General features: G+C 70.4%; 16 protein-coding genes. 8 read left to right on the forward strand and 8 right to left on the reverse strand.

The features are described 5' to 3' along the window. Positions 1-69 precede the first annotated feature (69 nt). Entirely contained in the window at positions 70-1,509 is a 1,440-nt protein-coding gene (locus tag ACFO0C_RS01945; protein WP_378064713.1) for an MFS transporter, read from the forward strand. Positions 1,510-1,545: 36 nt separating this feature from the next. Here the strand turns inward: ACFO0C_RS01945 and ACFO0C_RS01950 are convergent, their stop codons facing one another. From ACFO0C_RS01950 to ACFO0C_RS01970, 5 genes are all read right to left on the reverse strand, one after another. Next, positions 1,546-4,128, reverse strand: coding sequence for a M48 family metalloprotease (locus ACFO0C_RS01950; protein ID WP_378064714.1), 2,583 nt, complete (start codon positions 4,126-4,128; stop codon positions 1,546-1,548). Position 4,129: 1 nt separating this feature from the next. Then, positions 4,130-4,576, reverse strand: a complete 447-nt coding sequence (locus ACFO0C_RS01955; protein WP_378064715.1) for a hypothetical protein — start codon at positions 4,574-4,576, stop codon at positions 4,130-4,132. 206 nt (positions 4,577-4,782) lie between these two features. Further along, a complete protein-coding gene (locus ACFO0C_RS01960; RefSeq protein WP_378064716.1) occupies positions 4,783-5,298 on the reverse strand; it encodes a hypothetical protein in 516 nt (171 codons plus the stop codon). A gap of 99 nt (positions 5,299-5,397) precedes the next feature. Further along, positions 5,398-5,997 (reverse strand): DUF1877 family protein, encoded by a 600-nt coding sequence (locus ACFO0C_RS01965; protein ID WP_378064717.1) that lies wholly within the window; start codon positions 5,995-5,997, stop codon positions 5,398-5,400. A gap of 76 nt (positions 5,998-6,073) precedes the next feature. Further along, a complete protein-coding gene (locus ACFO0C_RS01970; RefSeq protein ID WP_378064718.1) occupies positions 6,074-6,199 on the reverse strand; it encodes a hypothetical protein in 126 nt (41 codons plus the stop codon). A 148-nt stretch (positions 6,200-6,347) separates the two neighbouring features. On the opposite strand from ACFO0C_RS01970, the gene ACFO0C_RS01975 reads away from it, so the two are divergent. Beyond that, the gene (locus ACFO0C_RS01975; protein ID WP_378064719.1) at positions 6,348-9,197 is read left to right on the forward strand and encodes a tetratricopeptide repeat protein; all 2,850 of its coding nucleotides are present in this window, start codon (positions 6,348-6,350) and stop codon (positions 9,195-9,197) included. Positions 9,198-9,271: 74 nt separating this feature from the next. Here ACFO0C_RS01975 and ACFO0C_RS01980 read toward each other — a convergent pair whose 3' ends face one another. Further along, positions 9,272-11,665: a BTAD domain-containing putative transcriptional regulator gene (locus ACFO0C_RS01980; RefSeq protein ID WP_378064720.1), complete on the reverse strand. Its 2,394-nt coding sequence runs from the start codon at positions 11,663-11,665 to the stop codon at positions 9,272-9,274. Positions 11,666-11,809: 144 nt separating this feature from the next. Here ACFO0C_RS01980 and ACFO0C_RS01985 point away from each other — a divergent pair, with 144 nt between their 5' ends. The 6 genes from ACFO0C_RS01985 (at position 11,810) to ACFO0C_RS02010 (ending at position 20,104) form a co-directional block, all read left to right on the forward strand. Continuing rightward, the gene (locus ACFO0C_RS01985) at positions 11,810-13,639 is read left to right on the forward strand and encodes an Hsp70 family protein (protein ID WP_378064721.1); all 1,830 of its coding nucleotides are present in this window, start codon (positions 11,810-11,812) and stop codon (positions 13,637-13,639) included. Positions 13,640-13,836: 197 nt separating this feature from the next. Then, entirely contained in the window at positions 13,837-14,346 is a 510-nt protein-coding gene (locus ACFO0C_RS01990; RefSeq protein WP_378064722.1) for a hypothetical protein, read from the forward strand. A 298-nt stretch (positions 14,347-14,644) separates the two neighbouring features. After that, complete coding sequence (locus tag ACFO0C_RS01995; protein ID WP_378064723.1) at positions 14,645-15,901, forward strand: glycosyltransferase; 1,257 nt, start codon at positions 14,645-14,647, stop codon at positions 15,899-15,901. Further along, the gene (locus ACFO0C_RS02000) at positions 15,898-17,949 is read left to right on the forward strand and encodes an ArnT family glycosyltransferase (protein ID WP_378064724.1); all 2,052 of its coding nucleotides are present in this window, start codon (positions 15,898-15,900) and stop codon (positions 17,947-17,949) included. Before ACFO0C_RS01995 ends, ACFO0C_RS02000 begins: the two co-directional genes overlap by 4 nt. Continuing rightward, positions 17,946-18,659, forward strand: a complete 714-nt coding sequence (locus tag ACFO0C_RS02005; RefSeq protein ID WP_378064725.1) for a response regulator transcription factor — start codon at positions 17,946-17,948, stop codon at positions 18,657-18,659. The genes ACFO0C_RS02000 and ACFO0C_RS02005 overlap by 4 nt, the downstream gene beginning before the upstream one ends. Then, positions 18,656-20,104, forward strand: a complete 1,449-nt coding sequence (locus ACFO0C_RS02010; protein WP_378064726.1) for a sensor histidine kinase — start codon at positions 18,656-18,658, stop codon at positions 20,102-20,104. Before ACFO0C_RS02005 ends, ACFO0C_RS02010 begins: the two co-directional genes overlap by 4 nt. Before the next feature lie 255 nt (positions 20,105-20,359). Here ACFO0C_RS02010 and ACFO0C_RS02015 read toward each other — a convergent pair whose 3' ends face one another. Then, positions 20,360-21,058 carry a response regulator transcription factor gene (locus tag ACFO0C_RS02015; protein WP_378064727.1) on the reverse strand — a complete coding sequence of 233 codons (699 nt, stop codon included), beginning with the start codon at positions 21,056-21,058 and terminating at the stop codon, positions 20,360-20,362. Between the two features lie 50 nt (positions 21,059-21,108). After that, a partial coding sequence (locus tag ACFO0C_RS02020; RefSeq protein WP_378064728.1) for a CotH kinase family protein occupies positions 21,109-22,715 on the reverse strand: 1,607 nt, incomplete at its 5' end.

Consider the following 22,715-nt stretch of genomic DNA (forward strand, 5'->3'; position numbering starts at 1 on the left):
CAGCATGCTCGGCACGGTGGCCGGTCCGGCATCGCGGGTCGCGGACGCCCATCCAGGTCCGGTGGCTTCATGACCACACCCTTACAGCGGCGGCTCGCTCTTCTGGTCAGTGCGGCAGGCGCGATGATCGTCGCATTGGACGGCACCATCCTGCTCATGGCGCAGCCCAGCCTGCAGCGTGACCTCGACGCGAGCGTGGCGCAGGTCCAGTGGACGAGTACCGGCTATCTGGTCACGGTGGCTGCGCTACTCGTCATCGCCGGGCGTCTCGGGGACCGGTACGGGCATCCGCGCCTACTGTTCGTCGGCGTGCTCGGTTTCGGGGCCGCCTCAGCCGGGATCGCGCTCGTATCGGCCATCGAAGGGGTGATCGTCCTGCGCGCGGTGCAGGGCGGGTTCGGTGCCCTTCTGCAGCCCGCGACACTCGCGCTGCTGAGGTTGGTGTATCCCGCCGACCGGCTCGGCACGCCGATCGCCGTCCGCACCGCGGCGATCGCGGTGGCAGCGGGCTCCGGTCCCCTCCTCGGCGGTGTGCTGGTGGCGCAGTTGGGTTGGCGAGCTGCGTTCTGGGTCAACGTGCCTATCGCGTTGGTCATCGCCGCGCTCGCCGCCGCTGTGCGCACGCCTGCACCGCAACGTGCCGTCTCGTCGCAGCTCAACCTGACCGGGGCGGGCCTGCTCGCGATCGCGCTCGCGATCCTGGTTCATGCCTTGGCCGGGGTACCAGCGCGGGGGTGGACCGCAGCGCCGACGCTGCTGGAGATCCTCGCCTTCACCGGTGTCGTGGCGGTGCTCGCCTGGCACGAGCGCCGCACTCCACACCCGATCGTTGCGCGTGCCGTGGCGCGGTCCGTACCGGTGATGGCGTCGATGGCACTCTTGCTGGTCATCAGCGGTGGCCTCTTCGGTGTGCTGTTCATGGGCACGTTCTTCCTGCAGGACGCCCTTCACCTCGACCCGCTCGCCAGTGGAGTGCGTGTCCTTCCGCTGACCGCGCTCATGATCCTCGGCGCACCCGCCGCGAGCGTCGCGCTCCGTCGGCACGGTGCTCGGCGCACCGCGATCGCGGGCACTGTCCTCGTCGTGCTCGGCATCGTGGGGCTGTCCCGGGTCGGTCCGAACAGCCCGTGGATCGGCATGCCCGCGGCCCTGGCCGTCATCGGTGCCGGGTATGCCACCGTGATGGTCACTGCCACCGCCAGCGTGGTCGGTGACGCACCGCCCGGATACGCGGGAGTCGTCGGTGGGCTCAAGCAGACAGCGATGAACATCGGGCCGACCCTGGGCATCGCCGTCGCCGCCGGCGCAGCCGGCTCCGCTGTCGCGAGGATGGGCCCGGCTTTGCTGGTCCTGGCCGTCCTCGCCGCCCTCGGCTTGCTGCCTGCGTCGCAGATGCCCGGGCGCCCGGGCCACCGGGACGAGCCGGTGGTGCGACCTCGGCCAGGTTCACCGGAATGCTCAACCGGCCTACCCGCGGCGGACCCACCAAACGCCAGACCCGCTATGTGATCGACTCATCCGGCCAATCCTGTTTGAAACACCCACTCAGCGGCCTCCGGTTACCCGGGCGGCGGCCGCATCCAACTCGCCGAGGATCGTCGTGGTCAGGGACGGCGCCTCCTGGAAGCTCCTGCCCAGCAGGTCGGATCCGGTTCCTTGCTCGCCGAAGATGCGGACGCACTCGGACGCGGCCGTCTGCCAGGATTTCAGCATCGCCTGCCACTGCGACCGTACCGGTTCCACGGGCGGGGATGGGAAGGCCGCCGCATCGGCCACGACCGGCTGGAAACGGCGGCAGGCCGCCGCATAGTGCTCCGGGGTGGCGGGGCCGGAGAAGATCTCCGCGTTGGCGGCCGTGATCGCGTTGAGCTGTTGCAGGCCGCCACCGTTGCTCCAGATGACCAGGGCCTGGTCGGGGTTGATCCGGGCCGGGGCCGTGGCAGGCGGCAGTATCGGGACCGCGCCTGGCGCCTTCGGCGAGTACACGAGTGTGGCGCCGACGATGGTGAGCAACGCGGCCAGGGCGAGAACCGGCTGGCCGGAGCCGGCGCGGCCGCCCCAGGCGACGGCAGCGGTGGGCTGCGGGCCTGCCGGCCGAGGGACGGCGGCTCCGATCAGGAGCGCCGCTGTGGCGGTGAGCGGCAGGAACTGCATCGGGCGGGCGGCGAGGACGCTGTCGACGACACCGTCGTTGCCGTGCGCGAGCCAGATGCCGGCGGTGCAGATCGCGGCGAACGCCCAGACGCCGACGGACGCCGCCAGCCAGCCTGACCGGCGGGTCAGCACGACGGCGATCACCAGTTGCAGGATCGCGGCGCCGGTGAGTTCGCGGGCGGACATCACCAGCGCGGTGGCCGGGTCGTCGTCGGCGCCCGGGAACACGATCAGCGGGACCCATACCGCTGTCGCGACGGCGGAGCCGAGGAGCCCGGCTCGCAGTCGGCGGCCGAGGCCGGGTACCAGTAGCACCGGAAGCACCCACAACGCGGCCAGGCAGACGCCGACCGCGCGGTAGCCGGGGTTGTAGAGGAACGGCACCACCACTGCCCACAGGGAGGGCGTCGCGAGGGTGGGGTCGCCGGCCACCGTGGCGTACTCACGCACCAGATCGAGCGCGGGACTGACGAGCGACTGCCACACCGCGGTGGACGCGGCGTGCGGATAGCGATACAGCGGCGCGATCACCACGACACAGGTCAGCAGGGTGACGGCCGCGACGGCGCCGGTGCGCCACCCGGCCACGGCAGGCCCGGCCAGTTCGGTGCAGCGTCCCGCCCATCCGCTGAGCGCCGCGCAGCAAACCGCGACACCCGCCGCGAACACGAGCGGCACCGGGTCGCCGAGGCCGGCCAGGGGTGTCACCCCGACCGGCGCGTGAAGCAGCGCGCCCAGCGCGAGCCCTGAGCCCAGCGCGAACCCTGGCAGAACGAAAACACCACTCCGGGCGCCGGCGGCCGCTCGGCGGAATGCCACCCCCTGCAGAACCAGGCCGCAGATCAGCAGTCCGGCCGACAGGCCCCACACGACCCGCATGACCAGGAAAGACGCGTTGTCGCCGTGATACCAGTAGAGCAGGCGCAACGCCTCGACGGTTTCGAGCCAGGCCAGATCCACCGCGAGCCCGAGAGCGAAATACTCGCCGACACCGGGACGCAGCAGCAGGTACGGCCGGCGCATCGCCCGGCTACGGGCGGCGTTGCTCGGGTGAGTCGTCCATCTGCGCCAGCGGCGCGCCGGTGGTGTCGCGATCACCGAGGTGTACGGCTGGTGGCGGCCGGTCCAGTCGGCCACCAGCACATCGGCATGCTTCTCCCGGGCCCGCAGCACGGCCACCCGGGCCAGGAAGACCATCGCCACCATCACGACCGCGTGGCCCATCATGGACACGCTCGTCGCGGTGACCGACTCCGCATCCGGCATCCGCCACGGGTTGGCGGACAGAAGCGCCGGGTGGAAGGTGACCGCCACGAACGGAAGCAGAGCGACCAGCAGGAATGCCCGCCACACGGCGATGGTGAGGTAGGTGACGGGCACGTCTCCGGCACGGACGTGGGCCAGTTCGTGCAACACGACCGCGTCGAATGTCGGCCGGTCCCGGACGGCCGCGGCGACGATCCCGGCGTCCAGGCAGACGTAGGTGGGGTGTCGTCGGCCGAATGCCAGGCCACCGGCGCGCGGGCTCGCCGGGTCCAGCAGGAAGACAGGTGGGTGCCGCAGCCCGGCAACGGCGATCAGCTCCGTGAGCGGCCCGGTGAGGAATGCGCTCACCGAGGGGAATTCGTCGAGCCGGCGCAGCCGGGACCGCCGGATCCGCCAGACTGGCTGGAGGCGGTAGAGCAGGGCCGCTGCCAGAGCCAACGCGAGCATGCCACCGACGAGCCAGCCCAGGCGTGCCTGCCAGACCGAGGCCAGACAGGCACGGTACGCCGCCCACGTCGCCTCGTCGGGGTCGACAGCCAGCGTATCGGTGAAGTACATGCCGACACGGACCTGGCAGGCTTCCTCACGCCGGACCCCATCGGTGGGCCACAAGGTCGCGAATTTCGCGTACGCGACAAGTGTTCCCGCAACGGCGACCGCAGCCAGCGCGCCGAAACGCACCGAGGTGCCGGACGGCGCCGCGGGCATCTCAGCCCTTCTCGGCCAGCAGGATCCGGATCACCTCGGCGCATCGAACGGCGAGGTCCGCGTCGCCGGTGATCTCCTCGACGAGCTGACGGGTGCCGGCCGCGGCCTCGTCCCGCATGCTGTCGGTGATCTCCGGCGAGGGCTGAGGGCTTCCGCGCCGGGACCTCCATCCCTTCTTTGCAGCCCGGATGACCGCGTCGACCGTGAATCCCGCAGCTCGATCGATCAGCTGCTGCTGAACGGCGACGGCGACGGCCAGTGCCACCGGGGTCACCACGAGCAGGACCGTCTCGAAGCCGGAGCCGAGCACCGAGCCAGGGCGGTCGCCGCGGCCCAGCATGCGAGCGGGGTCCTCCTCGAACCCGGCACGGACCAGTTCGAACACCGGCAGTTCGGCCGGGGATATCTCGGCCACCAGCCCGCGCGCCAGCTCGTCGGTGAAAGCCATCGGGTAACCGCACCCCCCAATATCGACAGTGGGTCGACTGTAGTGGATGCCGACGCCCGCCCTGACATCTGCTGGATCGAGGGTGTGGCAGGCCGAATGACCGAGGCTGCTCGCCCGGAACTGACCCTGGTGATCATCACCAGGGCGGTAGGGCCGAACCTGCCCGCTTCGGCCCTGCCGCCTTTCGCTGGCCGCGTCTTTCCTGGTCAGGCCGCGTCACGCTCGCGGCAGCGCCCGGTCAGGTCGCTGATCCAGGTGATGGCCGAGACCGTCACGACGTCCTCGAACTCTTCCAGGGCATACCGGGCGGACATCACGGGGCGGGGCATCCGGGCCTCCCGCTGATGCCTGGCCTCCAGCGTGGCCACGCACGCGGCGGCGACCTGCTCGAACGTCGCCCGGTCCGATGCGGTCATCGCCAGCAGCACCCGGTCCACGGCTTCCGGGCCGGTCATCTCCGCCGGAACGTCGAGGAGCCAGGAACGCTGCCGCTGCCGTCCCGCGTCGGTCACGGTGCAGATCCGGCGGATGGCCAGCTTGGCCGTCGTCAGATCGCGAACATGGCCCTGCCGTTCCAGGCGGCGCAGCGTCGCCCCGACGCGCGTGACGTCGACGGCACGCTGCTGCCCGAACGTCTGCGCGTGACGTTGTTGCAGGTCGTGGGCCGTACCGGGTCGATCGGCAAGGAATACGAGCAGGATGTCGCCGAGCGTGGCCGTCATGATCCCTCTGCTCCGCACGCGTCTTCTACAAGCTGTAGAAGCTAGCACGGCCGACGCCGGCCGTAAGCGTACGCAACACCCGTGAGGAGCCCCCTGCACTCAGAAGAGGGTGATCATCAGGCCCAGGTTCTGCGTGGCGACGTGGCGGCAGTGGTCGGCCCAGGTGCGCAGATCCTGGAGGTTCCTGGTGAAGTAGTCCTGCTCGTCCTCCTCCGGGTGCACCTTGTACACGCCGAGCCGCACCATCTCCGCCAGGGAGAACTCCCGTCGCACCGCGGCCACGTCCAGGGCGTCGATCAGTTGTACGGCGGCGGCCAGCTGGTCCGGTGTCGAGCACCGCCATCGGATGCCCTGGCCACTCGCGGCGTGTTCGGCGAACAGCTCCGCCCCGAAGACCGCCTGGTAGGTCGGCAGGTGTCGGCGCTGCTCCCACGTCTGGGTGGTACGGGACGCCACCGGATCCAGAAGGTACTCGGCCTGCTCGTGATTGCGGCTGCCGAAGAAGTCGAGATTCCTGCTCGTGCCCTCCGGCAGCACGGCAAGCAGTCGCCGGGTGATGTCGGGTAGTTCCTCGTCCGGCCACGGACCCGAGAACGGCGGCTGATCGTCGGCCATCGCCCACAGCTCGGGACTCGCACGGATCGCCCGCACCGGATCGGCGTCCAGCGGAACGGCCAAGCATTCGAAGTCGAGTCCCATACATCGATCACAACACATCGTCGCGACCGATTTTCCACAGCCGAGCCTTCGGCGTCACCTTCGATGTCCGGTTCGGCTAGCTGTCGAGGTGATCGAGTAGCCAGTCGGTGATCGCGCGGGTGGCGCCGGCAAGGAGACCGGTGAGTGCGGCCAGGGCAATACGGGTCCTGTTCTTGTTCGGCCTGCGTGGGGTTCGCGTCATCGGGATGCTCCGCTGGTGTCTGATCGGTGAGTGGGAGCCGGCGCCGGCTGTGCACCCCAGAGTCGGACCCACCTGTCGCGGCCGTTTCTCCTACCGGTGAGTGTCGATGAGTGTGTCGATCAGGGGCGGTCGGCCATGATGGACCGCGATGAGTGCCGACGAGTCCCGACCATCGTCGAGTCGCCGTCCTCGGGCGGTGGAGAAGAAGGTGCTGCCCACCGGACCGGCGAGGGATCTGCGTGACGCGGTCTACAGGTTGTACGCGGAGGCGGACCGCCCGCAGTTGGCCGAGCTCGCCCAGCAGATAGCGAAGGACAACGAGGACGACTTTCCCGGTTCGCCGGGCAAGGACCTGATCGGCAAGATCATCAGTGGTGACGGGTTGGCCAGTCAGCACGACGCCGTGACCGTCGCGGTGGCGCTGGCTCGGGCTGCCGGACGTAGGAACACCGTGCCGATCGCGGATCAGGTCCGCCGACTGTGGATTGCCGCCGCGACCGCGGAGCCACCGCCCCCGGCACAGCGGCTAGGACGCCCGGTCAACGACTGCGATCCACTGGCGTTGGAGGTGCACCGGGCGATCCAGATCCCGGATGTGAGTGCACCAGTGGATCCGCTTCCCCGGTATGTGCCACGGTCACACGACCTCCTGCTGCGCGAAGTCGCTGATCAGGTGCTCGGCGATGGATCCTCACGGTTGGTGACGCTGGTGGGCGGGTCGTCGACGGGTAAGACCCGCGCCTGTTGGGAACTGGCCCGCTACCTCGATCAGCGACAGCCGGGGCGGTGGCGCGTATGGCACCCGTACGACCCGACCAGGCCCCAGGCGGCGGTGGCCGACCTGAAGCAGGTCGGCCCGCAGACGGTGATGTGGTTGAACGAGGCCCAGCACTATCTGATGCCGACCGATCCCGCCCTGGGGGAACGGCTCGCTGCCGGTCTGCGGACACTGCTCCAGGATTCAGGACGGGCACCGGTGCTGGTACTCGCCACCCTGTGGCCGCAGCACTGGGACACGCTCACCGTCCGGCCGGGCACGGGCCAGCCGGATCCACACGCTCAGGCCCGGGAGCTGGTAGTCGGCACTGCTGTACCGATCGCCGACACCTTCACCCCTGAGCAGGTCGCCGGACTGGCCGCTGCGGGCGCTGATGCGCGGCTGCGGTACGCCGCCGTCCACGTCGAGGACGGCAGGATCACCCAGTACCTGGCCGGCGCGCCTGAACTGCAGACCCGCTACCGCACCGTCGACCCGGCCGCCCGGGCACTCATCCAGGTCGCCATGGACGCCCGGCGGCTCGGTCACCCTCTCGCCATCGCCCGCACTCTCCTGGAACGAGCTGCACCGGGCTACCTTGACGACCACGACTGGGACGGGCTGGGGGCAGACTGGCTGGAACAGGCTCTGGCAGATACCGCCCGTCCGTGCAAAGGTGCCCGCGGGCCGCTCACGCGGATCCGTTCCCGCCCAGGTGGACACACCCCTGATGGCGGGCAGTACTACCGGCTGGCCGACTACTTGGAACAGGCCGGCCGCACCGAACGCGCCGGCGTGTACCCGCCCGACAGCCTGTGGCACGCCTTCGCCATCACGGTCACCGACCCCGATCTGCTGCGTACTCTCGGTGACCAGGCTGAACGGCGAGGCCGCTACGAGCACGCGATCTGGCTGTACCGGCGAGCCGCCGATCGCGGTGACACCCACGCGCTACGGCGACTGGCGGCACGCCGGGAGAAGGCCGGGGACGCTGCCGGGGCCGAGGTCCTGTACCGGCAGGCCGCCGATCACGGCGACACCCACGCACTACGGCAGTTGGCCGCACGGTGGGAACGAAGCGGGGAGACCAACCGCGCCGAGGCCTTGGCGACGCTAGCCGCCGATCAGGGCGACACCCACGCGCTGCAAACGCTGGCATGGCGGCGGGAACAGGCCGGAGACACCACCGGGGCCGAGGCTTTGGCGGTGCGGGCCGCCGACCACGGCGACGCCTTCGCCCTGCGTATGTTGGCCGTTCTGCAGGAGCAGAACGGCGACCCCGTCCGCGCCGAGATCCTGTTCCGGCGGGCTGCCGACTACGGCGACACCTTCGCGCTCCAGGCACTGGCCGCGCGGCGGGAACAGGCCGGGAACACCAGGGACGCCGAAGCTCTCGCGATGCGGGCCGCCGACCACGGCGACACCTTCGCGCTCCAGACACTGGCTGGGCTGAGGGAGCGAGCCGGCGACACCACCGGCGCCGAAATCCTGTACCGGCAGGCCGCCGATCGCGGCGACACCTTCGCCTTGCGGCAGCTCGCGAGGCTGAGAGAAGGGGCCGGCGACACCATCGGCGCCGAGATCCTGTACCGGCAGGCCACCGATCGCGGTGACACCCTCGCGCCCTGGGAGCTGGCCCGGCTGAAAGAGCGGGCCGGCGACACCACCGGCGCCGAGATCCTGTACCGGCAAGCCATCGAACAGGGCGACACCTTCGCGCTGCGCCAGCTGGCTCGGCTGAGAGAGCAGGATGGGGATAGCGCCGGTGCTGAGGTCCTGTACCGGCGAGCCGCCGATCACGGCGACACCCATGCGCTGCGGCAACTGGCCGCGCGGCGAGAGCGGGCCGGCGACACCACCGGCGCCGAGACTCTGGCGGTGCGCGCAGCCGACCACGGCGACACCAACGCTCTTCAGGAACTCGCCCGGTTGAGAGAGCGGGCCGGCGACACCACCAGCGCCGAGATCCTGTACCACCGAGCCGCCGATCACGGCGACACCTTCGCCTTGCAGCAGCTCGCGAGGCTGAGAGAACGGGCCGGCGACACCACCACTGCTGAGGCCCTGTACCGGCGGGCCACCGATCACGGCGACACTCGCGCGCTGCAGCAGCTGGCTCGGTTGAGGGAACGGGCCGGCGACACCGCCGCTGCTGAGCGTGTGCGGAGGTTCGGGTTGACCGGGGCGGGTGTGATCGCTCATCCCTTCGACTTCGAATCACCACCTCCCGGCATTGCCTGACCGGAGCGTGACTTCGATCGACACTCCTGATCGCGGTTTCTTCCGAGTCTCACACCGTGGTCACGACGCGGAAGTCAGGCTCCGAGTTCGTGGGCCAACTGCACCGTCTCGACGGTCGGTTCGGTGTCGATCTCGGCCAGCGCGGCGGTCAGCGCCTGCAGCAGGATGGGGATGCCGTCATGGTCGCCGGCGGCGTGGCGGGCGCGCATGGCCGTACGGTAGAGGTCCTCGTTGTAGGGGTCGAGGTTTATGGCCTTGTCGAGGATCTCGGTGGCCGCCTGTGGGTCGTCGGGGAGCAGGGACTCGGCGAGCAGCAGGTGGGCTTCGATGCCCCAGCGGTGGGCGTTGCGGCGTTCGACGTCGATCCATTCGTAATAGTGGCCGTCGGCCAGCGGTGCCGTGTAGAGGTCGCATGCCTGCCGGAGCAGGGTGAGGCGTTGCGGTGGGGTGGTGCGGCGGGCCTTGTTGAGCAGGTCGCGTAGCTGCCACAGGTCGACCTGGACGGTGGCCGGGTCGAGGCGGTAACGGTCGGTGGTGCCGCGTTTGAGCAGGTAGCCGCCGCGTAGTGGGCCTCCGGCGCGGGCCAGGACGTGGCGCAGGTTGGAGGCGTTGGTGTGCAGCTGCTGTTTGGCCTGGCGTTGGCGGGCGTCGCCGTGCAGGTGTTCGACGAGGGTGTCGCTGTCGGCGCCGCCGGGGTGGCAGGCGAGGAAGACGGCGAGTTCGGCGGCTTTGGCGCGTAGCGGGCGGCCGGGGTGGGTGATGTCGTCGATGCGGGGGACGCCGAACACTCTCACCTGCACGAACGTGGCCGGGGCGGGTGTCGCGGGCTCGGTGGGCGGTGACGGGGGCGACGGGTTGATGCCGGCCAGGATGGCGAGGGCGTCGTCGCGTTCGAGGACGTCGACGCGGCCGGGTAGGGCCCGGTTGTCGCTGTCGGAGGTGTGGCCGTCGGCGGTGACGGTGTGGGTGGTGCCGTGTGGCCAGGGGCCGAGCAGGACGGCGGTGATGTCCAGGCCGTGGGCGAGGCTGAGGGTGATGCGGGCGTGTTCGCCGGTGGCGTCGGTGGCGCGGGCGAGCACCAGTGTCGGCGGAAGGGTTTCCTGGTTGCCGGCGCGTTCGGCGAGGATGCGGCTGCGGTGCAGGAGCTGGGCGTCGACGGTGGCGAGGGTGTCGGCGAAGTCGCGGGTGATGCGCAGCTGCGGCGTGTCGGGGCCGAACAGGTCGGTGCACAGGGCGCGGTCGATGAGCACGTCGGCGGGATGGTCGGCGGTCAGGGCGGCGAGGATCAGGCCGCGGAGGGCGCCGTCGGCGCCGGGTCCTTCGATCCCGGTGGGATGCGACGGCAGCGATGGTAGGGCCGGGGCCGGCACCGTGGCGTTGTCGACGTGGCGACGGATCGCGGCGACGGGTTCCGGTGGCGTCGGCGCGGGCAGGACGACGGTCTCGTCCGGGCGCGGGCGCCGGCGGCGGGTCCACATCAGTGCGGCGGCACCGGCGATCGCGGTGGCCAGGCCCCAGGTGATGATGCTGCCGCCGGGCAGGTGGATGCCGTCGTCGCTGCTGGATGCCTCACCCTCCGCTGGCGCGTCATGCTGAGCATTGCGAGGCGATGGCGTTGTCGCCGCGGCCGCGGACGGGGTGTCCGCCGGTGCCCTGGTTTGCTGCGGCGGCTCGGGCGGCGGTTCTGTGGATGTCTGCGGTCGTGTGGGTCGCGTCGTCGGTGGCTGTTGTGGTGGTGTGGTGCGGGTGCCGGCGGGTGGGCGGGCGTCGGCGGGTAGCCGCAGGTGCCAGCCCGGCTGGATCAGGTCGCAGTCGGTCAGGCGGGTGCCGCCGGACTGGTGGCGGTGGCGGTTGAGGCGGCAGATCTCCGGCCAGCGGTCGGCGTCACCCAGCCAGCGCCGGGCGATCCTCGACAGTGAATCGCCGCGCCTCACCTCGTACTCGAATCGGGTCTGACCGACCATGACGGTGACGGTGCCGCGCGGCAGCACGCTGTCGCCCGAGGTCGCCGCGGCCGTTGCCGGTGTCGAAGCCGGGCCGGTGCCGGTCGGGGTGGTGGCGACGGCGACGACCGCGGTCCCGGCCAGGCCGAACAGCATCCGGTGCAATGGGGCCGGCAGCCGCCATCGCGGGAGCTTCCAGCCGGCGACGACGGTCAGGACACTGCCGGTGAGCAGCAGCATCATGGCCGCCCAGACCAGCCACAGCAGGATCGCGGCCGCGCCGATGATCAGCCGGGTGCCGGTCTGGCGTTGACCGCCGGTGACGAATCCGGTGATCTGCGGCCAGGACGGCAGCAGGTCAGCCGGCGGGCCGAAGACCAGAGTCAGCAGCAACGGCGGTACGACGACGAGCGCGAGGACGCCGGGTATGGCCCGCTTGGGTTTCTTTTGCGGTGGTGGGGGTGCCGGCCAGACGGTCGGTTGCCGGGTGAGCTCCGCGGTCTTGCGGCGCACGTCCTCGCTCATTGCCTGCCCTGGGGTCGTGATCGAACCCTGATCTCTACCGGCCACCACCGACCATCGGCCACCGCATTTGCGGCGGTCTATCACTATGCGAAGAAGAACAATTCAGGTCGACCGGTGTGATGTCGTTTTGCGACACTGCCCGGCATGCCCGCAACGGATCTTCACCTGGCCGTCGAGATCGCCTCCTGGTGGACCACCGCGGTCTACGAACAGGGCGGCGTCACCCATCCGGTCTATTTCGCCGGCCAGGCCCGGATGCCCAGCGGTGTCATTGCCGAACCGGGCACGGGTTCCCTGCTCACCGGCACTGCCGCACTCGCCGCCGCAATGGCCGGGACCGACGAGTACCGGCCCGATCCGATGGGCCTGGCGCACAACGGCACCGACGTCACGGCGGTCGCCGCCGTCCTCGCGCACGTCGCCACCCACGCCTCGGCGCTCGCCGGAACCCCGGTGACGGCGCTGACGGTCGTCACCGCCACCGGGTGGGGGCACCGCGCCCGGCAGCGCCTGCAACAGGCGGCAAACCAGGTGGGGCTTCCGGTTCCCGGGATCGTCACCGCGGCTGCGGCATTGAGCGCGGGTACGGCCACCACCGGCCGTTTCGTGTTGGTCGCCACCACGGCTCCCGACCTGGCGATCCTCGACCTGGACGACGGGTATCAGCAGGTCGCGCACACCGACATCGTCGATCCCGACCACCCTGACATCGACACCGCGCTGCTGGCCCGCCTCGCCGATCCGCCGCCCACCGGCTGGCCCGTCCTGCGGGAAGTCCGGCAGGCGCGGACGGTGCTCGCCGGTCAGCCGCGGGCGTCACTGCTGCTCCCCCAGCCTCATCCGGCTGCGGTCCTGGAACGCGACGACGTGTCGGCGGCCGCTGCCCCGCACCTGGCCCGGGTGCCGGAAGCCGTCAAACAAGCGTTGGCCGACGCCGACCTCGACACCGCCGACGTCACCACGGTGATCGTCACCGGCGGCGACGCGGTCGTCCCCGAGCTGGGGGCCGCGCTCACTGCGGCCGGGCTGCCCGCCCCCGTCGTGGTCGACGAGCCGCACGCTGTCGCCCGCGGTGCGCTCCGCATCACCCAGCCGCTGGCCGGTGCCACTCCCCCGGCCGGTGGCACTGTGGCGACGGGGCGCCTGCCGCGCACCCGGATCACCCTCACTAATCTGGCGCGCGTCGCGGTCCTCGCCGCCGCCAGCGTCGCGGTGCTGTTGCAGACCATCACCACCGCTGACGTCGGCAAACTCGGCGGCGACATCATCGGCGTGCTGCTGCCGGTCGAGAACGTCGGACTCGCCGCCGCTCTGGCCGTACTGACGGCGTGGACCGCCGCGCAGCTCGTTCCGACGACGTGGCTGACGGCCGCTCACGCTGACGATGACGTCACCACCGGGGCCCTGTTGCGGCGCGGCTATCTCGGTGCCGCCGCCCTTGGGCTCGCCGTCGCCGGGCTCTGGGGACTCGGCGTGGGCGTCGGTGTCGGCTTCGACGACCCGGCCTATCTGAAGACGGCGCTGACCTGTGCGATCCCGCTCGCCGCGTGTGCCGCGATCATCGCCCTCGTCGCGCCGCGCATCCCGCAGGACGGCATCGTCGCCTGGCTCGGCCGGGCGAACCCGCCGGTCACCGCGATCGCCCTCGCCGCCCTCGGCGTGTACCTGCAGCGGGCGGCGTTCACCAATACGTTCCCCGCCGACCTGCTACCCGCACACGGGCTCGCACAGATCGTCGGCGCGGTGCTGCTCGGGATCGCGACCGCGCTGACCGCCACCCGCCAACCCCTGCTGCGGGTCATCACCGCCGTCATTCTCGGCGGCGGGTACGCCCTGGTCAGCAGCGTCACCACCATCGCCTATCTGACCTGGGCCTACATCGCCGTCCTACTCTGGTGGGCCGCCACCACCACGCTCGCCACCGTCACCGCCGCCACCCCACAAGCCCGCACCTGGCTCAAACGCCTGACCTGACCGGCCATTCATCCGGGCATGTTCGGGCCCGCCCGCAGTATGGTCGGTTCCCGCATAGTCGCGCCGGTGCCGCGGCCGGCTAGCAGCGAGCTGAGAGTTGCTGTGGAGGTGCTGTCAAATCCACATCCGGTTCGGAGTCTTCCCGATGGGCCCGGCATGTGGGGGCGAACGGCGCACCCGGGGAAGGGGTTACGACGATGAGCGACTCTGCCCGCGTCCGGCGTACCGGACGGTCGTCTGGCGGCGAGGATCCGATGGCGCCGGTGGCCGTCGTGCTCGGCCTTTCGCATGAGGCCCTGAACCGTCAGCGGTCGGCCGGCCGGAGCCTCAGCGCCATCGCCGAATCCCGGGGCGTCCGCCACGACGACCTGATCGCCGCGATCAAGCGGGGTCTGCCTGCCAAGGCCGCGGGCGGGAGGCAGGACATCGACGCCCTGGCCGAGCAGATCGCCGGCGCGAGCCAGACGCCGTCGCAGCCGGAGCTCGGCCCGCTGCCGGGCGGCCCGAGAGGGACGAACGCCGGCCTGACCGACGGCCGCAAACTCGACCGGATCAGCCGGCTGCTGGACATGGACGCCGGCATGGTGGCCGATCAGGTGACTTGCGCCTCCAGTCTGGTCGGCCTGCTGCGGAGCAGAGGTGTCGACCTCTCCGCCCTGCGGGACGTGCTCGACCGCCGCGGTGATCTGGTCGACATCGCCGTTTAGCAGTCGGCCGGTCACGCTGCCGGATCGTTCCGAACCGCGCCGGCAAACATGCGTTAAGCAGCGCGAATGGCGGGGTTCGATTGATGTTCACTATCGAGTGACGAGCAGAATATGACCCCCGTCACAAATGGCCACCCGTCCGGCACGTGGGCACTCGCGCTGAGCTGCGAGAACACTGGATGCAGTTGACCAGGATACGTCCTGTTTACGGAGCTTTGAGGTTGCTCTAGGCGAATTTGGGGTCTGGCTCGGGAGGGTCTGGGAGTCGTATCCGACCCGACCCGAAAGAGGACACCACATGTCCGCAGACCCGTCATCGATCGCCGCCCGCCGGGTGCTGTTCGCCGAACGATCGGTGGACGAGGTACAGGCGCCAACGGTGGAGATCGTCGTTCCGGTCTACAACGAGGAACGAGCTTTGCCGGGCTGCATCCGAACGCTGCACACCCGGCTGCGTGACGATCTTCCGTTCCCGTGGCGCATCACGATCGCCGACAACGCCAGCGTCGACGCCACGCTGTCGGTTGCCCGGCAGCTGGCGGCGGAATTGCCGAACGTCGCGGTGATACATCTGGAACGCAAGGGTCGCGGCCTGGCCTTACGGGAGGTGTGGGGCAGCAGCGACGCCGACATTGTCGCCTACATGGACGTCGACCTGTCGACCGGCCTGGACGGGCTGCTGCCGCTGATCGCACCGCTGGCCAGTGGCCATTCGGACCTGGCCATCGGCAGCCGGCTCGCGCCCGGATCCCGTACCGTCCGGGGCCCGCGACGCGAGTTGATCTCCCGCTGCTACAACTCGTTGATTCGGCTCACACACGGAGCCCGGTTCAGCGACGCTCAGTGCGGTTTCAAGGCGGCCCGCACCGACGCTCTGCGGCCGCTGCTGGCCAAGACCAGCGACGACGCGTGGTTCTTCGACACCGAACTGCTGTTGCTGGCCGAGTTCAACGGACTGCGCATCCATGAGGTGCCGGTGGACTGGGTGGAGGACGTCGACACCCGCGTCGACGTCGTGCGCACCGCCACCGAGGACCTGCGTGGTCTGTGGCGGATCCGGCGGATGAAGGGCTCCGGCGACGCCGCCGTGGTGATACCGGCTCGGCCTGAACCCGCTGCCCAGCATCCACAGGCGGTGCTCGCGCCCTCCAGCGGACATGACCGACTGCGCTGGGAGCTGGTCTGTTTCGCGGCGGTCGGCGCCGTGTCGACCGCCGGGCAGGCCCTGCTCTACTGGCTGCTGCGGTTGTGGTGGCCGCCCGCGGTCGCCACCTTCGCCTCGCTGGTTGTCATGACGGTGCTGAACACCGAGGTTAGCCGCCGGTTGACGTTCCGCGCCGCAGCGACCCCGGTCCGGCGGGCCCATCTCGGGGCCGGCCTGCTGTTCCTGCTCGGTTATCTCGTGACGTCCGGAGCGGTGCTGGCCTTCCGGGAGTTCAATCCGGGCGCTTCGGTCCGCGCCGAGACAGTGGTGCTCGTCGTTGCGTCGCTGCTGGTGACGGTGGTGCGCTTCGTGGTTCTGCGGACGCTGGTGTTCCGGAGGACCGCCGCATGAACACACAGTCGGTGAAGCGGCACACGCCACTCGCGGGCATCGTGACGGTCGCGGCGGTCCTGCACATCTGGGCGATCGGCTCGCTCGGCTGGGGCAACAGCTATTATTCGGCCGCGGTCAAGTCGATGGGTCTGAACTGGACCAACTTCCTCTTCGGCGCGTACGACCCAGCGGGTGTCGTCACGGTCGACAAACCGCCGGCCGCACTATGGCCACAGGTGCTGAGCACGAAGATCTTCGGCATGCACGGCTGGGCGGTGATCCTGCCGCAGGCGATTCTCGGCGTGGTCGCCGTGTGGCTGCTCTACCTGACCGTACGCCGCTGGGCCGGCCACGGAGCCGGGCTGATCGCTGCGGCCGTGCTCACCCTGACGCCGATCACGGTGGCCATCGACCGCGACAACAACCCGGACACGCTGCTCATCCTGTTGCTGGTGGCGGCCGCCTACGCACTCACTCGCGCGCTTCGGGCGTACTCCGTGGCCTGGCTCTGTCTCTGTGGTTTTCTGATCGGCGGCGGGTTCCTCACCAAGATGCTGGCCGCGTGGATGGTCGTGCCGGCGTTCGCCCTAGCGTGGCTGATCGGGGCGACCGGCGGCTGGTGGGGACGGATCTGGCGGTTGTCCGTCGCGGGCGGGGTGCTGGTGGTCTCGTCGCTGTGGTGGGTCGCGCTGGTCGCGGTGTGGCCGGGCGAACGGCCCTACATCGGCGGCAGCACCGATGGCGGCGCCTGGGATCTGGTGATCGGTTACAACGGGCTGGGCCGGGTGTTCGGTCAGTCCGCGGGCGGTGGCATGGGCCGCCTGGGCGGTGGCGCCTCGTTCGGTGGCTCGGCCGGCTGGGACCGGCTGTTCAACGATCAGGTGGCGGGGCAGATCAGCTGGCTGCTGCCGGTCTGCGCGATTGCGGTGATCGTGGCGACCGTCGTCGCGGTGCTGTATCGCCGGGGTGTCGCCTCGGCCGGAGAGCCGCTCCCCGGTTCCGGTTGGATCCTGTGGGGTGTCTGGCTGTTGACCTGTGCCGTCGTGTTCAGCACGCAGCAGGGCATCTTCCACCCGTACTACACCTCGCAGCTGTCGCCGGCGATCGGTGCGCTGTGTGGTGGGCTCGCTGTGACGTTGTGGCGGTCTCATCACGCCGGGGCGCGCTGGGCGTTGCCGGTCGTCGGGGTGACCGTCGCCGGGAGTGCCGGCTGGGCTTTCGCGGTCGTCGCGCGGGTGCCGTCGTGGCACGGGTGGCTGCGCTGGGCGGTGCTCGGGCTGGCTGTTGCCGCGGTGGCTCTACTGGCCGTGGCGTTTCTGCGGCGGCGGCTGCTGCCGGTGGCGGTGGCCGTCGCGCTGGCGGCGATCCTGCTCGCGCCGGGATTCTGGTCGGCGTCGGTGACCTGGTCGCAAGCCGCGATGGGCGGCACCAACCCGACCGCCGGACCGGCGGTGATGTCCTTCGGTCGTGGCGGACCCGGTGGCGGTCCCGGCGGCGGCCCGGGCGGTTTCGGCGCGCCACCGGGCGGGGTGGACCTTCCCACCGGCGCCGACCTTCCGGCCGGCCCGGGTACGCAGGGCGGCATGCCGGGTGGCATGGGTGGGCGGCCCGGCGGGATGGGCGGGCGTGGCTTCGGCGGCGATCAGGGTCTGACCGACGAGCAGCGCAGCAGCCTCGCCTACGCGGTCGCCGGTGCGGACGGTGCACGGATCACCCTCGCGGTCGAGGGCGGCGCCATGGGCACGTCGGCCTACATCCTCGGCAGTGACGCGACGGTCATCGGCATGGGTGGTTTCAGCGGGATGGACGACGCCCCTTCGGTGAGTCAGCTGCAGACCTGGGTTGCCGCCGGTGAACTCCGGTATGTGCTGGGCCGAGGTTCGGGCGGCGGCATGGGACGTGGCATGCCCGGCCTCGACGGTGGGCCGGCCCAGCAGCGATCCGACTGGCTGGCGGCGAACTGCGCCGTGGTCCCGGCCGCCGAGTACGGCGGTGGGCAGTCCGGCGACTCGTTCATGGCGTCCGTGCTGTACGACTGCGCCGCCCGGCCGGACGGGCCGGCGTGACCGGCGGCGACGTCACCAGGATCCTGGTCGTCGAGGACGATCCCGGGATTCGGCTGCTGCTCGGTTCGACCCTGCGCCTGGCCGGTTACGTCGCCGACAGTGTTCCCGGCGGCATGGACGCGTTGCGCAGCGTCCGCCGCCGGGAACCGCACCTGATGCTGGTCGACGTGATGCTTCCCGACCTCGACGGGGTGGGGCTGGTCCGCATGCTGCGGGAGGAGGGCCGGACGGTGCCGGTGCTGTTCCTCACCGGCCTGGGCGAGCCGGAGGACCGGGTGGTCGGCTTCCAGGCCGGCGGCGACGACTATGTCACCAAGCCGTTCAACGTCGATGAGTTGCTGCTGCGGATCCGGTGCCTGCTGCGGCGGGCCCATCCGGGGCTGCCTGAGGTGACCCCCGGGGAGCACCTGCGTTTCGCCGATCTCGTGGTGGACGAGGACGGGCATCGCGTGCAGCGGGCCGGTCAGGAGGTGTGGCTGACTTCTACCGAGTTCCGGCTGCTGACTTTCCTGATGCGCCGTCCGAATCAGGTATTCAGCAAGTACCAGATCGTCGACGCGGTGTGGGGTCACGATTTCGCCGGCGGAACCAAGATCGTAGAGGTCTACGTCCGCTACCTGCGCGGCAAGATCGACTGCTTCGACCCGCCGCTGATCCACACGGTACGCGGAGTCGGGTACTGCCTGCGCCGCCCGGCTGACACACGATGATCGGACCGCGATCGCTGCGGGGGCGGCTGGTGTGGGGTATCGCCCTGCTGACCGCCTCCGTGGTGCTCGGTACCCAGGCGGCCGGCCTGCTCGTCCTGCACTCCTGGCTGCTGGACCGGGTCGACGAGCAACTGACCAGCTTCCCGCTGCCGGACGAGCGGATGCCCCGCCCTCCCTCGGACACCGGGATCACCCTGCCCTCGGACTTCCGGGTCGTCGTCTACGCCGCGACGGGGCCGCGGCGTGTGACCGTCGGTCACGGCGCCGCTCCCGGACCGCTGCTGCCCGCTGATGCCGCCGGGCTGCCGGCGTCGGCCCGGCAGCCGTACTCGGTCCCGGCCGAGACCGGCACCGGCAACTGGCGGGTCAGCGTCCGCTCCGGGCCCGACGGCGGTGTCTTCGTGATCTGTCTGCCGCTGGACACGGTTGAGGACACCACCGCCAAACTGCTCTGGATCGACGCGCTGTTGCTGCTCGCCGGCCTGGCCGCCGTCGTGTTCCTCGGCTGGATCGTCGCCGGGATGGGGTTACGGCCCCTGGCCCGGATCGAGCGCACGGCAGGCGAGATCACCGCGCACGACCTCAACCGGCGGATCGCCGACGTCGATGCCCGCACCGAGACCGGGCGGCTCGGCGTCGTGCTCAACACCATGCTCGACCGGCTGGAGACCGCCCTGCGACAGACCCGGGCCTCCGAGGAACGACTACGCCGATTCGTCGCGGACGCCGGCCACGAACTGCGGACGCCGCTGACGACCATTCAAGGCTTCGCCCAGCTGGCGCTGCGCTCCCCCGGCCGGACCGCGGAAGAGCGCGGCGAGGCCGACCGCATCATCGCCCGCGACTCCGAGCGGATGAGCCGGCTCATCAACGACCTGCTTCTGCTGGCCCGGCTGGACCGTGAACCGGCGATCCGGACCACCGACGTCGACCTGCTGGACCTGGTGGCCGACGCCATCGCGTCAGCCGCTCCCCACGCGCCCAAGCACCGTCTGCGGCTGGTCGCCGCCGAACCGGTCCACGTCCGCGGCGATGCGGACCGACTCCAGCAGGTCATCGTCAACCTGCTGGCCAACGCCCTCCGTCACACCCCGGAGGCGACCACCGTGCAGGTACGGGTTCGGGCAGCAGCCGTCAGCAAGGAGGACGGCGGCACGGACGCGCCCGGGCGATGCAGTGATCACCGTCCGATGGTTCCGGGAACCGCGGTCGCCGTCGTCGAGGTCACCGACCACGGTCCCGGTCTCACCACGGAGCACGCGGCCCGCGTGTTCGAACGCTTCTACCGCGTCGACAGGTCACGCTCCCGCGACAACGGAGGCTCCGGCCTCGGCCTGGCCATCGCGGCCACCATCACCCACCGTCACGGTGGCCGGCTGGAGGTCGACACCGACCGGCCGGTAGGCGCGGTCTTCCGTCTGGTCCTGCCGGTCCGGCCCGGGTGATTGTCTGTGGTCGAGGTTCACCCGCCGGCCGCTCCGGCGATGCTCCACGTTGCGGTACGGGTCTCACGATCAGTCCTGTGACGGTCTTGACCTCGGCCCGGGAACAGGCGGTGCGCCCGCCACGGATGCGGTACTTCGGTGTGAGTCTCGGGCACCCCGACGAGACCCGGGCCGAAGCCTGGGTGCGGCTGGTCGGCCTGTCCGAGCAGGTACGGGCGTGTGTCCACCAGGTGAGCAGGCCGGTCCCGTGCTGCGTCAGGCGCCGCGGTCCTCGACGATGTAGCCGATACCGCGGACGGTGTGGATCAGTGGCCGCCCGTCGATGTCGATCTTGCGGCGTAGGCGGCCGATGTACAGCTCGACCATGCGTGAAGTTCCGTCGAGGTGGAACTGCCAGACCCGCTCCAGGAGCTGCTCGCGGGGTAGGACCCGGCCGGCGTTGGCCATCAGATAGCGCAGCAGATCGAACTCGGTGGTGGTCAGGCTGATCGTGCAACCGCCGCGGTGGACCCGGCGGGTCTGCTCGTGCAGGGTCAGGTCGCCGACGGTCAGAGCCGGGGTGTGGTTCTCCGCGAGCCGGGTGCGGCGCAGCAGCGCGCGCACGCGGCTGACGAACTCCGGGACGAACAGTGGTTTGGTCATGCAGTCGTCAGCGCCGGCGGTGAGCACCCGGATCCGGGTCTCCACGTGGTCGGCCCTGGTCAGGAACATCACCGGGAGATCGGGCCGGTCGTCGTGCAGGCGGTGCATGAGGCCCAAACCGTCGGTGTCCGGGAGCGCCAGGTTGACCACGACGATGTGCGGGCGGAACTCTGCGGCGGTCGCGGTGGCGGTGTGCCCGCTGTCGGCGCCGCGGGTCTGCCAGCCCTCGAGGGTGAGCGCCGACCGCAGCATCTGGTTGTCCTGCTGGTCGGCGTCGACGAGCAGGAGCCGGCCGGCACCGGTGCGTGTCATGTCGGGTCCTCTCCGCGGTGGGGCCGGACGGGCCGGCCCCACCGCAACGCTCAGGACTTCTTGATGATCTCGGTGCTGGCGAGATATTTCGTACGCTGCTGGATCAGCGTGCGCAGCTTGGTCGCCTCGTCGGTCGCGGCCTGCTGGTCGAGGCCGTCGACGGTCGAAAGAACCTTGCTGATCGTGTCGACCGCCGATGCTGCGGCGCCGCTGCCGTAGATCTGCTGGTACAGCTCGCGGTAGGCGTCCTGGTAGGCCGACTTGTAGGCGGCGCTGGCCAGGAAGCGTTCTTTGAGCTTGTGCCCGCCGAGGCCACGACCACCGCCGGGTCCGCCACCACCGCCCTCACCGGGCGGCTGCATGCCCTCGGGCAGCTGCATTCCTTCGGGCAGTTGGAAGCCCTCGGGCATGCCCCCGCCACCCGGGCCGCCTCCCCCGCCGAACATGCTGACCGCCTCGGTCGGATCCTGTTCGGCGTTGCCGGACAGGGTGAGGTTGTAGTCCCAGCCGACGACCGAGAATTTCCTGGTGTCCAGGTCGTACCAGAGGTAGTAGTTGCGGCCGGGACCGGCCATGTCGTCCGAGTTGAGCAGCAGATTCTGGACGGCGAGGTAGCGGGCGAACGACGCGACGTCGACGTGGTCGCCGAGATGCTCGTCGAAGTCGGCGTCGCTGGCTGTGTTGACCCACCGGACCAGGTCGATGACCGGCTGCAGATCCTGGCTGCCCTTCTTGGAGATCTGCTTGAAGTCGTCGGCGTACTCGGTCTGGTCGTCACCCTGGTCGGTGAACTGGCCGCTGGCCAGGCTCTTGTAGAGGACCCCGTTGCCGCCGAGCGTGTCGGCGAAGTTCTCGTCGGGGTGCTCGACGACGAGCCGGGCCGTGGTGGGCCGGTCGTTGACGGTGAAGCTCGTATAGGCGTACTTCTGCGCCGGTTGCCCCGCGGTGTTCAGCACGTTGAGCGATACCGCCTCGTTGAGGACCGTCGTGCCGCCACCCATACCGGCCACCCGGACGGTGACCTCCCGGTGCCCCTGGTAGCGGCGGCCCTCGACGAATTCGTCGAAGCGGATCAGCCAGGGAAGGGTCTCCGGTTCCTCGGCCTTGAGCGAACTGAACCCGCCGAACCCGCCACCGGGACCGCCCTGGCCGCCGCCGGGCATCTCCATACCTTCGGGCAGTTGCATGCCCTCCGGTGGCTGCATGCCCTCCGGCATCTGCGGGCCGGCGCCACCGCCGCCGCGTCGGCCGCCGCCGAACCCGTTCGGGCTGGTTTCACCGTTGCGGGTGAGCCCGGACAGGGTGGAGTTGCCCTTCAGCCGGATCCCCACGCTCGGGATGGTGACCCCGTCGACAGTGAGGTCGGCCTCCAGGTACTCCTTTTCGCCGTCCGCCCAGAACGAGTCGAGCAGCTCCTGGTAGTCGGCGTCGCGGAACGTCAGCTTGATGCTGTGCGCCTGCGTGGCGTCGAACAGGTCGGTGCTGCCCTCGATGTTCTGGGTGACGGTGTCGGCGGACTCGTTGCTCGCGCTGGTGACCAGCGGTGCGACGCGGACGGTGCTGAACACCACGGCGAACGCGAGTAGCGTCGCCGCGCAGGTGGCGAGCAGTTTCCAGTAGTGCCGGACCCGTACCGGGATCCGGTGGACCAGCCGGC

The sequence above is a fragment of the Actinoplanes subglobosus genome (genome assembly GCF_042650585.1).
Taxonomy (GTDB): domain Bacteria; phylum Actinomycetota; class Actinomycetes; order Mycobacteriales; family Micromonosporaceae; genus Actinoplanes; species Actinoplanes subglobosus.

Bases quoted from the DNA above. Each gene is read 5' to 3' on its own strand.
- ACFO0C_RS01945 (WP_378064713.1), top strand. From the start codon at position 70: ATGACCACACCCTTACAGCGGCGGCTCGCTCTTCTGGTCAGTGCGGCA.
- ACFO0C_RS01950 (WP_378064714.1), bottom strand. From the start codon at position 4,128: ATGCCCGCGGCGCCGTCCGGCACCTCGGTGCGTTTCGGCGCGCTGGCT.
- ACFO0C_RS01955 (WP_378064715.1), bottom strand. From the start codon at position 4,576: ATGGCTTTCACCGACGAGCTGGCGCGCGGGCTGGTGGCCGAGATATCC.
- ACFO0C_RS01960 (WP_378064716.1), bottom strand. From the start codon at position 5,298: ATGACGGCCACGCTCGGCGACATCCTGCTCGTATTCCTTGCCGATCGA.
- ACFO0C_RS01965 (WP_378064717.1), bottom strand. From the start codon at position 5,997: ATGGGACTCGACTTCGAATGCTTGGCCGTTCCGCTGGACGCCGATCCG.
- ACFO0C_RS01970 (WP_378064718.1), bottom strand. From the start codon at position 6,199: ATGACGCGAACCCCACGCAGGCCGAACAAGAACAGGACCCGTATTGCC.
- ACFO0C_RS01975 (WP_378064719.1), top strand. From the start codon at position 6,348: ATGAGTGCCGACGAGTCCCGACCATCGTCGAGTCGCCGTCCTCGGGCG.
- ACFO0C_RS01980 (WP_378064720.1), bottom strand. From the start codon at position 11,665: ATGAGCGAGGACGTGCGCCGCAAGACCGCGGAGCTCACCCGGCAACCG.
- ACFO0C_RS01985 (WP_378064721.1), top strand. From the start codon at position 11,810: ATGCCCGCAACGGATCTTCACCTGGCCGTCGAGATCGCCTCCTGGTGG.
- ACFO0C_RS01990 (WP_378064722.1), top strand. From the start codon at position 13,837: ATGAGCGACTCTGCCCGCGTCCGGCGTACCGGACGGTCGTCTGGCGGC.
- ACFO0C_RS01995 (WP_378064723.1), top strand. From the start codon at position 14,645: ATGTCCGCAGACCCGTCATCGATCGCCGCCCGCCGGGTGCTGTTCGCC.
- ACFO0C_RS02000 (WP_378064724.1), top strand. From the start codon at position 15,898: ATGAACACACAGTCGGTGAAGCGGCACACGCCACTCGCGGGCATCGTG.
- ACFO0C_RS02010 (WP_378064726.1), top strand. From the start codon at position 18,656: ATGATCGGACCGCGATCGCTGCGGGGGCGGCTGGTGTGGGGTATCGCC.
- ACFO0C_RS02015 (WP_378064727.1), bottom strand. From the start codon at position 21,058: ATGACACGCACCGGTGCCGGCCGGCTCCTGCTCGTCGACGCCGACCAG.